Genomic DNA, 14208 nt, shown 5'->3' on the forward strand with positions numbered 1-14208 from the left:
AACAGGAGACGTCTCATGGCCTATCTCGACCCGTACCAACGCCCCGCGCCGGACCGCTTCGTCCGGCGCTGGCTCTTCATCACCGCCTGTATTGCCGCGCTCATGCTGCTGTGGCAGTTTCTGCCCGCCATCGAGGCCTGGTTCAGTCCGCGCGAGGCAGCAGAACGCACCGTGATGGCGCGTGGCGATCTGGCGGCGGACGAGAAAACCACCATCGAACTGTTCGAAAAATCACGCGCCTCGGTGGTCTACATCACCACCGCGCAATTAGTACGCGATGTCTGGACGCGCAACGTGTTCTCCGTGCCGCGCGGCACTGGCTCGGGCTTCATCTGGGACGACGCCGGCCACGTCGTCACCAACTTCCACGTCATCCAGGGCGCGTCCGAAGCCACCGTCAAACTGGCCGACGGCCGCGACTACCAGGCCGCGCTGGTGGGGACGAGCCCCGCGCACGACATCGCCGTGCTCAAGATCGGCGTCGGTTTCAAGCGCCCGCCGGCCGTGCCGGTCGGCACCAGTGCCGACCTCAAGGTGGGTCAGAAGGTGTTTGCTATCGGCAACCCCTTCGGCCTGGACTGGACGCTCACCACTGGTATCGTCTCCGCGCTCGACCGCTCGTTGCCGGGAGAAGCGGGCGGCCCGGCCATCGATCACCTGATCCAGACCGACGCCGCCATCAACCCCGGCAATTCCGGTGGCCCGCTGCTCGATTCGGCTGGGCGGCTGATCGGCATCAATACCGCCATCTACAGTCCGTCTGGCGCCTCGGCCGGCATAGGCTTTGCGGTGCCGGTCGATACCGTCATGCGCGTGGTGCCGCAACTCATAAAGACCGGCAAGTACATCCGTCCGGCGCTGGGCATCGAGGTGGATGAGCAGCTCAACGCGCGTCTGCAGGCGCTGACCGGCAGTAAGGGCGTATTCGTATTGCGCGTGACGCCGGGCTCGGCGGCGCACAGGGCCGGGCTCGTCGGCGTCGAGGTCACCGCAGGCGGCATCGTGCCCGGCGATCGCGTTATCAGCATCGACGGTATCGCCGTTGACGACGTCACCACATTACAGGCCCGGCTAGACGACAAGAACGTTGGAGATGTTGTGGTCTTGTTAGTGGAGCGGGCCGGCAAGACTCGCGAGATGCTTGTGGAACTACAACCGGGAGTTTGATGGAAAGTGGGTCATGGATCTGCACAGCGAAGCAGCCAAGCGACTTCAGCCTTGCGCCGAACTACGAGCCCTAGCTAGGGATGGTCTGAAGTAGCCCTGTATTTCCGGCTGGCTTCAGCCACTGCTGATTTTGAAAGCGGTGAACCGATCAAAAACGATCGGATCACTCGCTCATTTCGGTGCTTTCAGCCGTCGCGAGCACCTTGCGACGGCCATTTTCCGCATTACAGGCGCACCTCTCCTGCGCTTGCCAGCAAATGTCGGCGGGCCATCCATAGGTTCGACAGGGCAAACAGCGTCACCAGTTGTGCAGTGTTCTTCACCAGCCCTCGGAAACGTACCTTGGTGTAGCCGAACTGCCGCTTGATCACGCGAAACGGGGGCTCTACCTTCGCTCGCACTTGCGCCTTGGCCTTCTCGATCTTGCGCTTGGCTTTGTACAGGGCGCTGCGTTTATCGAGCATCTTGTAGGTGCTGCGGCGTGCTGCGACCTGCCAGATCACTTCTCGGTCGGCATGCTCGGAGCGCTTTTCGACGCCTGTGTAGCCGTCATCGGCGCAGACGACGTTCTCGTCGCCGTGCAGCAGTTTGTCGACCTGGGTGACATCCGCCACGGTGGCTTGTATCTAACAGTTTGTGGTGATTAGCTACCACCACTGAAGCAGAGTGAGCCGCCCCCTTCCCTTAAGGTCAGAAAAGTCGGCACCGCTTCACCTTTCACGCCAGCACATCAGGTTGAACGGTTATCGGGAGCTCGACTCCGTATGTACAAGGCGAACAGGCGTGACGGTTTATGTGAGAGGAGTTTGACCATGTTTCCAGTCGGCATTGACGTAAGTAAAAACACCCTGGATCTTTGCATGCTTTATGACGGTATCAAAGGACGCATAAAAACCCGTAACATCCAGAATAACAGACATTCAGTTGAAAATATTCTTCGCTGGCTCAGGCTTCAACATTGCAGTCCGGAAGATGTTCATGTGGTAATGGAAGCTACCGGTGTTTATCACGAACGGCTGGCCACTGAATTACATGATGCCGGTTTCCGGGTTTCTCTGGCCAACCCTCACCGTAGTCGGGAGTTTGCGCGTGGCATGGGAATCATGACAAAAACGGATAAGGTGGATGCGTATATGCTGGCCTGTTACGCATTCCTTAAGAAGCCACACCGCTGGGAGCCGCCGGCACCCGAAATCAGATATCTCGGTGCACTCCTGCGACGGCGGGATGTTCTGCTGGGTGATGCCCTGCGTGAGGAGAACAGGCTGGAAAAATACCTGTCGACAGACACACCTGCAGATATTATCAGTTCCTGCAGGCGTATGGCGCAGCTTCTGCGCGAGGAGGTAAGTAATATCGAGCGGCAGATAAAAGCACATATCAAAGCCAGCCCGGTAATGACTCCAACTTACTGATAGTGTTTTATGTTCAGATAATGCCCGATGACCTTGTCATGCAGCTCCACCGATTTTGAGAACGACAGTGACTTCCGTCCCAGCCTTGCCAGATGTTGTCTCAGATTCAGGTTATGTCGCTCAATGCGCTGAGTGTAACGCTTGCTGATAACGTGCAGCTTTCCCTTCAGGCGGGATTCATACAGCGGCCAGCCATCCGTCATCCATACCACGACCTCAAAGGCCGACAGCAGGCTCAGAAGTCGCTCCAGTGTGGCCAGAGTGCGTTCACCGAAGACGTGCGCCACAATCGTCCTCCGTATCCTGTCATACGCGTAAAACAGCCAGCGCTGACGTGATTTAGCACCGACGTAGCCCCACTGTTCGTCCATTTCAGCGCAGACAATCACATCACTGCCCGGCTGTATGCGCGAGGTTACCGACTGCGGCCTGAGTTTTTTAAGTGACGTAAAATCGTGTTGAGGCCAACGCCCATAATGCGGGCGGTTGCCCGGCATCCAACACCATTCATGGCCATATCAATGATTTTCTGGTGCGTACCGGGTTGAGAAGCGGTGTAAGTGAACTGCAGTTGCCATGTTTTACGGCAGTGAGAGCAGAGATAGCGCTGATGTCCGGCAGTGCTTTTGCCGTTACGCACCACCCCGTCAGTAGCTGAACAGGAGGGACAGCTGATAGAAACAGAAGCCACTGGAGCACCTCAAAAACACCATCATACACTAAATCAGTAAGTTGGCAGCATCACCAAATTTTAAACTACTTCAGCAACAAATCTTCACGAATGCCAGCTGGTTCTACATCCTTGCAGTGGCCCTGATTCTACTGAGTGTCTCGTTCCTGGGACTCTCACGCTACGGTGATATCAAACTGGGTCCGGACCATGCGCAGCCTGATTTTAGCTATCACTCCTGGTTTGCGATGCTTTTCTCGGCAGGGATGGGGATCGGCCTGATGTTCTTTGGCGTTGCTGAACCTGTGATGCATTATCTTTCACCTCCTGTCGGCACTCCAGAGACCATTGCGGCAGCGAAGGAAGCAATGCGCCTGACGTTCTTCCACTGGGGCCTGCACGCATGGGCAATCTATGCCATTGTGGCACTGATCCTGGCCTTTTTCAGTTACCGTCACGGTCTGCCTTTAACGCTGCGTTCCGCACTTTATCCCATTATTGGCGAGCGCATATACGGACCTGTAGGCCATGCGGTTGATATTTTCGCCGTTATTGGCACCGTCTTTGGCGTTGCGACATCGCTGGGGTACGGTGTTTTGCAGGTGAATGCTGGTTTGAATCATCTTTTCGGGGTGCCTATTAATGAAACGGTGCAGGTGATTCTAATCGTTGTCATCACTGGTTTAGCGACGATTTCGGTGGTGTCCGGCCTGGACAAGGGAATACGTATACTGTCTGAGCTCAACCTGGGCCTGGCAGTGCTGCTGCTGGCGCTGGTCCTGTGTCTGGGACCAACCGTGCTTCTGCTGAAGTCATTTGTGGAAAATACGGGCGGTTATCTTTCTGAACTGGTGAGTAAAACTTTTAACCTTTATGCGTATGAACCTAAGTCGAGCAACTGGCTGGGGGGCTGGACATTACTGTACTGGGGATGGTGGCTTTCATGGTCGCCGTTTGTGGGGATGTTCATCGCAAGAGTCTCGCGCGGTCGAACCATTCGCGAGTTTGTCACCGGCGTGCTGTTTGTTCCCGCCGGCTTCACGCTCATGTGGATGACGGTGTTTGGTAACAGCGCAATCTATCTCATTATGCACCAGGGGGCGGCTGATCTCGCCAATACCGTTCAGCAGGATGTCGCGCTGGCCCTGTTTAATTTCCTGGAGCATTTCCCGTTTTCTTCCGTGCTGTCATTTATTGCAATGGCGATGGTCATTGTCTTCTTTGTCACCTCGGCTGACTCCGGGGCAATGGTTGTTGATACGCTGGCATCGGGTGGCGTCGCTAACACGCCTGTATGGCAGCGAATTTTCTGGGCCTCGCTCATAGGGATTGTGGCAATCGCACTGCTGATTGCGGGGGGACTGAGCGCGCTGCAAACCGTGACAATAGCGAGCGCATTACCTTTCTCAGTGATTTTACTGATATCCATATACGGATTATTAAAAGCCCTGCGTCGGGATTTGACCAAGCGTGAAAGCCTGAGCATGGCGACTATTGCTCCGACTGCAGCGCGTAACCCGATTCCATGGCAGAGACGCTTGCGCAATATCGCTTATCTGCCAAAGCGCTCTCTTGTGAAACGCTTTATGGGCGACGTTATCCAGCCCGCCATGACGCTGGTTCAGGAAGAACTGAATAAACAGGGAACGATAAGCCATATAAGTGATACTGATGACGAACGAATTCGGCTTGAAGTCGATTTGGGCAATGAGCTGAACTTTATTTATGAAGTGAGACTTCGTGGCTATAACTCACCGGCTTTCGCCATGGCTGCAATGGACAATGACGAGCAGCAGGTTGAGCAACATCGATATTATCGCGCTGAGGTCTATCTGAAAGAAGGCGGTCAAAACTATGATGTGATGGGCTGGAATCAGGAACAGCTGATTAATGACATACTGGACCAGTACGAAAAACACCTGCACTTCCTGCACCTCGTTCGTTAATACAAAAATGCCGTCCTGCCGGGCGGCATTTATTTTCCCGAACTTAATACAAGGATATGCTGAATGATTTTACGCTGGCAATGGATTCTCAGGCAGACACTTAAAAAGCTATGGTTCAGGGCAACGTTATTTGCAATGGTAGCAATAATAACGGCCCTTTTATCTATTCTTTTTAGATCAATGATCCCAGAGTCAGTATCAGTGAAGGTTGGTGCGGAAGCAGTTGATAATATTCTGAACATACTGGCATCGAGTATGCTGGCGGTGACCACATTTTCACTGAGTATCATGGTCACCGCTTACGGTTCAGCCACTACTAATGTGACGCCCAGAGCCACGCGTTTAGTTGTAGAAGACGTAACCACACAAAATGTACTGGCCACTTTTATCGGTTCTTTTCTCTTCAGCCTGGTAGGGATTATTGCCCTCAATATGGGAGCCTACGGAGAAAGGGGTAGAGTCATTTTATTCATTGTAACACTGGTTGTCATTGCCTTAATAATCATCACATTGCTTCGCTGGATACAGCATTTGACCTCTCTGGGCAGGGTAGGTGAGACAACAGCAAAAGTAGAACAGGCGGCGATCGAGACATTTATTGCGAGAGCAAAAAGTCCATGTCTTGGCGGATATCCATGGCTTGAGAACAATGAACAACCAAAAGGAACTGTTGCCGTATATCCGGAGAAAATTGGCTATGTTGAATATATTGACATGGTCAAGCTCGGCAGTCTGCTGAGCAATGATCCTCGTCATGTATATCTTGTGGCGCAGCCAGGCAGTTTCATACATCCATCGATGCCAGTTTTGTACCTGAGTTCTGGTCAGGAGTCATCAATCTGTACCGATTTACTTGAAACGATCATTGTCTCGGATGTGCGTTCATTTGCTCAGGATCCCCGATTCTGTCTCAGCGTCATGGCCGAAATAGCCTGCAGGGCCCTTTCGCCCGCAGTAAACGATCCCGGTACTGCGATTGATGTCATTGGCAGAGGTGTTCGAATACTCTCCGCTTACGCGCAGAATAAAATAGATGAAACTGAAGTGATATATCCTTCAGTACATGTTGCGCCACTTCAGATCAAAGACCTACTGGAAGACTTTTTCTTACCTGTTGCACGTGATGGTGCGAGTATGAGGGAGATTCAGATAAGAGTCCTTAAAGGACTGTCTATGCTGAGTAAGGGTTGGCCTGGGATGTTTGCTGAAGCCGCACATATACTGGCATCTGAAACATTAGAGCATGCAACTCGTACTGGTCATATAGCCCATGACGAATATCTTATAAAATCAATTTATTATAATTTATTCAGTGGCGAAAATCCTAAGGAAGGTGCGAACAAGTTCCTGATATGAGATCATCATATTCATCCGGAGCGCATCCCAGAGGGACATCATGAGCCATCAACTCACCTTCGCCGATAGTGAATTCAGCACTAAGCGCCGTCAGACCCGAAAAGAGATTTTCCTCTCCCGCATGGAGCAGATTCTGCCATGGCAAAACATGGTGGAAGTCATCGAGCCGTTTTATCCCAAGGCGGGCAATGGCCGACGGCCCTATCCGCTGGAGACCATGCTGCGTATTCACTGCATGCAGCATTGGTACAACCTGAGCGACGGTGCCATGGAAGATGCCCTGTACGAAATCGCCTCCATGCGCCTGTTTGCCCGATTATCCCTGGATAGCGCCCTGCCGGATCGCACCACCATCATGAATTTCCGCCACCTGCTCGAGCAGCATCAACTGGCCCGTCAATTGTTCAAGACCATCAATCGCTGGCTGGCCGAAGCAGGCGTCATGATGACCCAAGGCACTTTGGTGGATGCCACCATCATTGAGGCACCCAGCTCTACCAAGAACAAAGAGCAGCAACGCGATCCGGAGATGCATCAGACCAAGAAAGGCAATCAGTGGCACTTTGGCATGAAGGCCCACATTGGTGTCGATGCCAAGAGTGGCCTGACCCACAGCCTGGTCACCACCGCGGCCAACGAGCATGACCTCAATCAGCTGGGTAATCTGCTTCATGGAGAGGAGCAATTTGTCTCAGCCGATGCCGGCTACCAAGGAGCGCCACAGCGCGAGGAGCTGGCCGAGGTGGATGTGGACTGGCTGATCGCCGAGCGTCCCGGCAAGGTAAAAACCTTGAAGCAGCATCCGCGCAAGAACAAAACGGCCATCAACATCGAATACATGAAAGCCAGCATCCATGCCAGGGTGGAGCACCCGTTTCGCATCATCAAGCGGCAGTTCGGCTTCGTGAAAGCCAGATACAAGGGGCTGCTGAAAAACGATAACCAACTGGCGATGTTATTCACCCTGGCCAACCTGTTTCGGGTGGACCAAATGATACGTCAGTGGGAGAGATCTCAGTAAAAACCGGAAATAACGCCAGAAATGGTGGAAAAAATAGCCTAAATAGGGGTCCGCTTGGAAAACGGAATCTATGGTCACTCCCGTTTTTGCAACACCGATTTTGACGACAAGTTGGCTTGCTTGAATCTATCCGGCGTCTGAATGGGATTTTATTCCCGCGCCTTGATGAGTTCCGCGCCTGATGAACCTCCAGAAAATATACGGCTTCAATGAGCCTTTCCGTTTTACAGGTTCCTCAACAGGCCGGTGGGCCGTTAGTATCATCAATATCAGTATTCGCAAAACCAGATCAGTAATTCTTTAAACCGGTGTATTTCTGCCGTTATGCTACATAAGTTTGCTGTCGTGCCGTTAGGGCCCAGGCTATTCTGGCCAGCTTGTTTGCCAGAGCACAAGTGACGACAAAGTTGCTTTTCCGGCACAGTAAATCCCTGACCCAATCGGCCAATTTGCCAGACTGGTGTTCCAGTTTTTGTATGAATACCCTGGCACATTGAACCAACAAAGTTCGGATCTTTTTATTACCTCGCTTACTAATTCCCAGCAATGTCGTCCTACCTCCCGTGCTGTACTGCCGAGGTACAAGCCCTGTTGCCGCCGCAAAGTCACGGCTGCTGGCGTACTGCTTCCCGTCGCCAATCTCAGTTGAAATAGTACTCGCTGTCAGTGTTCCGACGCAGGGAATGCTCAGCAAGCGCTGTCCAACCTCATCTTCGTCCAACTTTCGTTTCAACTGGGATTCCAAATCTTTAATCTGCTCAACAAGATAGTGATAATGCTGTTGTAATTTCAGCAATAACTGGCTGAGGTAAAGAGGCAAACTATTATCCTCAAGAATGGTACTCAGTCGGCTAATAACGGCAGCTCCTCGGGGAACGCTAATGCCAAATTCCAGCAGAAAAGCATGCATTTGATTGGTTGTTTTTACCTTATCCTGAACCAGGGATTCACGGACACGATGCAGAGCCCGCATTGCCTGCTGAGATTCCGTTCTGGGCTGCACAAAACGCATAGACGGACGCGATGCAGCTTCACAAATAGCTTCGGCGTCGACAAAGTCGTTTTTATTGCTTTTAACGAACGGGCGGACAAATTGTGGTGATATCAGCTTTGGGGAATGCCCCAACTCTTCCAACTTGCGTGCCATAAAGTGAGAACCGCCACAGGCTTCCATTGCGATGGTTGTAGCGGGGCATGTCGCCAAAAATTCGATCAACTTTGGCCGGGTAAATTTTTTACGGTAAACAGCCTTCCCGCGACGATCCTGGCAATGAATATGGAAAGAGTTTTTACCCAGATCGATACCAATGAGCGCAATGTTTTCCATGATAGTTCTCCGAATGAAAGCCTGTCCTCAGCATAGTACCGGGAAGGAGGGAGTGACCATCTCATTAATTATCCCACGTTAAGACTATTTTTTGTACAAAGCGGTATCGACTGTACGTAATGAGCGGTATTTTCCGGATCCCAGCTTAAGATTATTACGCCAGACGTAATCTCCACTCAGATTGATATGTTCCCAGCCCAGGGGAGAAAGATGAGAGACCAGTTGCTCATTTATCGGGATACCCTTTCGTTTTAGTGACTCAATAGCTCTTTCTATATATACCGTGTTCCACAACGTGATCGCCGCTGTCAGTAATGTCAGCCCGCTGGCGCGATAACTCTGATTCTCCAGCCCACGATCCCTTATTTCACCCAGACGGTGCAAAAAGACCGCTCGAGCAAGGGCATTACGGGCCTCACCCTTATTCAGCCCCGCCTGCACGCGTCGGCGCAGACCGGGATCACGGAACCAGTCCAGCATAAATAGTGTCCGTTCGATGCGGCCAATCTCTCTCAGCGCTTTGGCAAGTCCATTCTGTTTTGGGTAACTGGCTAACTTTTTCATCATCAGTGATGCGGTGACTGTCCCCTGCTTAATCGAGGTTGCCAGGCGCAATACCTCATCCCAGTGCGACTCAATGTATTTGATATTCAGGCAGGTTGTTGATATGACAGACTGAAGCCCCGGATAGCGCTCGGCCTTTCCATGAATAAACAGCCGCTTGTCATGAAGATCACGGATCCTTGGCGCAAAAGCGAATCCCAGCAGGTGCATCAGGGCGAAAACATGTTCAGTGAAGCCTGCGGTATCGGTGTAATGCTCGGTAATTTCCAGATCGCTTTCATGGTACAGCAGGCCATCAAGCACGTGGGTTGAGTCGCGCACCCGGCTGATCACTTTGGCGTAGAACGGGCTGTATTGGTCTGAGATATGCGTATAAATCTGCACGCCCGGCTCCTGACCATATTTAAGATTGACCTGACCGGCATAACGCCCGTGACTGCCTACCCGAAAGTTCTGCCCGTCTGACGACGATGTTGTCCCGTCGCCCCAGAATGCGGCCAGAGGCCGCGCTTTCTGAGCGTTGACCAGCTCGGCCAGTGCCGCTGAATAAGTTTCATCTCTGATGTACCATGCCTGAATACTTTCGAGTGACGATCTTGTGGCCCCAGGGCAGGATTCCGCCATTTTTGTCAGCCCAAGGTTGATGCCGTCAGCCAGAATGGTGGTCAGCAACAGTCTTCCGTCTTTTGGTCTGACGTTATTATTTTTGAGGTGCGCGAAGTGACGCGTAAATCCCGTCCAGCTATCAACTTCTTCCAGTATCTCCGTAATTTTCGGATGGGGAAGCATGCCATAGACCAAATCTGCAAAGGGCGAAACACCTGAAGGAACGCTGTTCTCCAGTGGAGTGATTTTTACGCCTTTATCTGAGATATCAACATCGGGCAAATCACCGGCAAGCGCCATCGCGTTAACTTCTTCCAGCCGAGATGCAAGAAGAGTCATACGGGCCTGAAGGTATGCCTGGCTATCGGTCTGAACGGCCAACTGTAACTGGTCATTATGTCGGGATTTCTCAAACTCAGCAGTCGGGATGAGATAATCATCAAAATTTTTGTAGCGGCGCGATCCTTTTACCCAGATATCACCGGAACGTAATGCACCCTTGAGTTCATTCAGTACGCAAAACTCGTAGTACTTGCGGTCGATGCCTGAAGGCGTGAGCACCAGTTTTCGCCAGCTTTCAGGGATAAACCCTGTTGGCGCCGATGGCGGCACTTTACGAAGTTGTTTACGGTACATTTCCGTTATGGTGTCCAGCGCATCGCTGAGCGCCTGCGCCGCAGGTGTCGCCATGAACTGCAATGCTGACAGCATCCGCGGGGCATATTTACGCAGCGTACTGTATTTTTCGGTGATCAGATGAAGCGCGTCGAAATTGCCCTTACGGGAAAGAAACCGCGTTTCTTCCACGCTGTTGATGAATTCCTGCCAGGGAAGGACATCTTCTATTGCAGTCCAGGGATCTTCCCCGGATTCTCTGGCGTTAAGTAACGCCTGCCCGACGGTAACGTACTGCTTCAGCTTGCTCTGAATAAGCTTTCCCGTTTGCTGGAGCCGTTCGGCCTGCGTGCGTTTTGCCCTGCTGAACAGACTACCCAAGATACGCTCGTGCAGATCAATCACTTCGTCAGTCAGAGTGGCCCTGGCCTCTATTATTATACAAACCAGCGTAGCGTAACGTCTGACATCGGTGAATTTTGCCAGGTCCCTGCTGCTCATTTTCCGGCCCTCACGCGCCAGTTTAAGCAACCTGTTCTGGTGAACGGAAAGCGCAATACCATCAGGCAACCCCAGCGCAGCGATGGAATTAAGCCGGTCGATATGTTGCAGCACATTTTTACCGTTTATTTTACCCGGAGGCTGTAGCAGCCATGCCAGACGGGAAGGTTGTTCACCCTCTGATATGAGCAGGCTGTCGAGTGCTGATTTATGCTGCTTTTCCAGTTGCGCGGTAAGTGTCGAAAATACCGATCTGTTAGCGAGCGTGACGACTTCGGCAAGCGTCCGTTCGATCACTTCAACAGAAGGGAAAATAACATTATTGTTATGTAGCCAGCTGAGCATTTCTTCCGCCAGCATAAATCCTTTGTCAGTTGCATGGCATAGGGGTGCAGATGGCGGATACAGTCTTTTTGCATTGACCGGCTGAACGGAGATAGTTCCAGGTAGCGATAAAGTTCGGTCAGATGTTCCCAGCGGGTTTGCTCTCTGGATGCATATTCCGGCCATAAATCAGGCTGAAGTTTCAGTCGGGAAGCAACCCTGGATACAACGCCATTGTGAGGAGCACTGCTTTTGTCCGGAATAAATCCAGGTCCACGCAGATAACAGAGTAATACAGCAAAGCCCAGGCGATTCGCTGGCCGTCGGTGCTTATTAATGAGCGCAATATCCGGTTCGTTCAGAAAACACATTCGGGTCAGAATAATTTCATCATCTGGTATAACCAGTAAGCGTTCCTGCTCTTCACTGCTCAGTATCTGTCGCCGTGGCATAAATGCTTCCCTCGCGTATAGTTTTCATCTGTTATTTGTTCGCTGTGACCGAAACCGGTCGGTTTCGTACACCGCTTACAGCACATGTCCGAAACTTAGTGAAATTAATTTCGGACACACGTTATAATTCGGACACCTATTTCGTACGGAAAGTTTCCCATGTCACGTGTTTTTGCCTACTGCAGGGTCTCAACTCTGGAACAGACCACAGAAAACCAGCGTCGTGAAATTGAAGCGGCGGGTTTTGCCATCAGATCCCAACGACTTATTGAGGAGCATATCAGTGGCTCGGTTGCTGCCAGCGAACGCCCCGGATTTATCCGGTTGCTAGATCGCATGGAAAATGGGGATGTACTGATTGTCACCAAACTTGACCGTCTGGGTCGTAATGCGATGGATATCCGAAAAACAGTAGAGCAACTGGCGGCTTTAGATATTCGCGTTCATTGTCTCGCACTCGGAGGCGTTGACTTGACCAGTCCGGCCGGAAAAATGACTATGCAGGTAATTTCTGCTGTAGCGGAGTTTGAGCGGGATTTGCTGCTTGAGCGAACGCATTCAGGTATTGCGAGGGCAAAAGCGGCTGGAAAACGCTTCGGTCGCCCTCCCATCCTGAGCGAGGAACAAAAGCAAACAGTGACAGAGCGCCTAAATGCTGGCATCAGTATCAGTGCTATTGCCCGGGAATTTAATACCACCCGCCAGACTATCCTTCGGGTAAAGGCTGGATTGCTGCAAGAGTGAGCGGCTGGGAAGATTATAAAAAAATCAAATGGTTATTATGAAATAAAACAGCCTGCTGGATTCTTTCCCCCCTATTTTTTATGGCTATTTGCATTCTAGGGTTGGAATTCATCCATTCTAACCCTTGATTCTTAGTCGGAAAAAAAGCTGCTTCTGGTTGGATTTTTCTGTTTTTCACCACCCAGCGAAAATCTAACATTGGTTGGATTCTCAGACGCGCCATCTCTCGCGTTAATCCAACTCTCCACCTTCTGCCTGCTTCAACAATGTCGGAATGTGCGGTCCATACTCGACCTTGCCTCGTCCTGCTCGAATACCACTGCCAACCTTGCGGGCTTCTTTGGAGTACAACGTCTTTGCACGGATGATCTCATAGCTATAACCCCGACCTAACCGATTGGACATCTTGATCAAGCCGTTGAGCCCTTCTGTATAGCCATTGGTGATTGAGAACGGCGCATCCCAGTAGGCAAAGATGTCGTCGTAATGGTTGTGTACCGTTTTTACCAGTGTTTTGAAAGGCTCCATGCCATAAAGTGGAAGGCTGTTCTCCCAAGCCTCAAAGGCGTTCTGAGCGCTCTGCTTGTCGGGTTCGTCGTAGATGCAGAAGAAGGCTTCCTTGAAGTCATAGGCCATGGCAAGTGCTGGGATCGCCTGCTTTACAACCTCCAGCGCCTTTTGCTCTGCGGGTGTCAAGTTGCCGGGTCGCTTCAGGGTGAGCCAGCGAATCGACTTTTTGACGTAAATGCGATCTTCTTTGCTTAACTGTGCCTGATAGTTCTTGCGCTCCACTTCCAAGGCTTCAGAAGCCATCTTGACGACATGGAACTTGTCGATCACCAGTTTGGCGTTGGGCAGATACTGAGCAAAGGAACGCTTGAAGGGTCGCCACATATCCGTACAGACCCATTCCACCTTGTCAGCATCCGGCAAATCCTTGAAGAAGGGCTTCAAATGCTCTTGAGTTCGATGCTCCAACATATCAAAGACGTTGTTGGTTGCCAGATTGGTGATTACACAGCGATACCCTCCGGCCAGGTTCACTTCGTCAATGCCCATGATGACTGGGGTTTCGTAACGAACGGTTTGGGAGAGTTCCTCAATGAGATCGTGAGCGATGTTCTTGACGGTGTTCACCGCCACACCGGTTTGCTCAGCTAAAGCATGGAAGGTGGTTCCCAGGCACTGTTGCCGAATAACATCGACCAGCCGTTTGGTGGCTCGGCGTTTGTCATCCAGAAAACTCAACTCCGGCATGGACATTTTTCCGCACGACTCACAGCGAAAGCGCGGGCGCTGAACTTCAAGGCGGACGGGCTCCATGTACAACGGCGTGTCCATGAACTTGTTTTTGCGCGTACCGTGTCTGTGCATAGGGATGTTGCAGTCCCCACATAACGGCACCTCGACCGTTACCGGCTCAGCGACTATCACAAGGCACTTGCCTTCGTGGCGCATATCGACCGGCTTGATGCCTGGCAGATTCAGCAGGTCAAGCAT

General features: G+C 51.8%; 8 protein-coding genes and 4 pseudogenes. 6 read left to right on the forward strand and 6 right to left on the reverse strand.

The genetic code is table 11. The features are described 5' to 3' along the window. Positions 1-15 precede the first annotated feature (15 nt). Positions 16-1167, forward strand: coding sequence for a S1C family serine protease (locus tag HV345_RS23985; protein ID WP_023304016.1), 1152 nt, complete (start codon positions 16-18; stop codon positions 1165-1167). A gap of 224 nt (positions 1168-1391) precedes the next feature. On the opposite strand, the pseudogene HV345_RS23990 reads toward HV345_RS23985, so the two are convergent. Next, a pseudogene (locus HV345_RS23990) lies at positions 1392-1787 on the reverse strand (IS5/IS1182 family transposase); the annotation flags it as partial. A 192-nt stretch (positions 1788-1979) separates the two neighbouring features. On the opposite strand from HV345_RS23990, the pseudogene HV345_RS23995 reads away from it, so the two are divergent. Next, positions 1980-2579 (forward strand): annotated as a pseudogene (locus HV345_RS23995) (IS110 family transposase); the annotation flags it as partial. On the opposite strand, the gene HV345_RS24000 reads toward HV345_RS23995, so the two are convergent. Beyond that, positions 2576-3273 (reverse strand): IS1 family transposase gene (locus tag HV345_RS24000; protein ID WP_226683650.1). Its coding sequence is split into 2 segments (ribosomal slippage): positions 2576-3024 and positions 3024-3273, totalling 699 coding nucleotides; the frame shifts between segments, so codons are not numbered across the junction. The pseudogene HV345_RS23995 and the gene HV345_RS24000 overlap by 4 nt on opposite strands. Positions 3274-3317: 44 nt before the next feature. Between HV345_RS24000 and betT the strand changes: the two are divergent. From betT to HV345_RS24015, 3 genes and pseudogenes are all read left to right on the forward strand, one after another. After that, positions 3318-5198: pseudogene (gene betT, locus HV345_RS24005) on the forward strand (choline BCCT transporter BetT); the annotation flags it as partial. 63 nt (positions 5199-5261) lie between these two features. Continuing rightward, entirely contained in the window at positions 5262-6554 is a 1293-nt protein-coding gene (locus HV345_RS24010) for a DUF2254 domain-containing protein (RefSeq protein WP_023304011.1), read from the forward strand. 40 nt (positions 6555-6594) lie between these two features. Continuing rightward, positions 6595-7575, forward strand: coding sequence for an IS5-like element ISKpn26 family transposase (locus HV345_RS24015; protein ID WP_023304010.1), 981 nt, complete (start codon positions 6595-6597; stop codon positions 7573-7575). Positions 7576-7897: 322 nt separating this feature from the next. Here HV345_RS24015 and HV345_RS24020 read toward each other — a convergent pair whose 3' ends face one another. Beyond that, a complete protein-coding gene (locus HV345_RS24020; RefSeq protein ID WP_000427623.1) occupies positions 7898-8902 on the reverse strand; it encodes an IS110-like element IS4321 family transposase in 1005 nt (334 codons plus the stop codon). A gap of 84 nt (positions 8903-8986) precedes the next feature. Then, a pseudogene (locus HV345_RS24025) lies at positions 8987-11964 on the reverse strand (Tn3 family transposase). Between the two features lie 159 nt (positions 11965-12123). Between HV345_RS24025 and HV345_RS24030 the strand changes: the two are divergent. Then, on the forward strand, positions 12124-12708 hold the full coding sequence (locus HV345_RS24030) for a recombinase family protein (protein ID WP_008502231.1): 585 nt from the start codon (positions 12124-12126) through the stop codon (positions 12706-12708). Between the two features lie 13 nt (positions 12709-12721). Here HV345_RS24030 and HV345_RS24035 read toward each other — a convergent pair whose 3' ends face one another. Together HV345_RS24035 and HV345_RS24040 are read right to left on the reverse strand one after the other, a co-directional pair. Continuing rightward, a complete protein-coding gene (locus HV345_RS24035) occupies positions 12722-12907 on the reverse strand; it encodes a hypothetical protein (RefSeq protein ID WP_125375351.1) in 186 nt (61 codons plus the stop codon). Between the two features lie 32 nt (positions 12908-12939). Continuing rightward, entirely contained in the window at positions 12940-14208 is a 1269-nt protein-coding gene (locus tag HV345_RS24040) for an ISL3-like element ISKpn25 family transposase (protein WP_009653618.1), read from the reverse strand.

Source organism: Citrobacter sp. RHBSTW-00986 (assembly GCF_013783065.1).
GTDB classification, from domain to species: Bacteria; Pseudomonadota; Gammaproteobacteria; order Enterobacterales; family Enterobacteriaceae; genus Citrobacter; species Citrobacter braakii.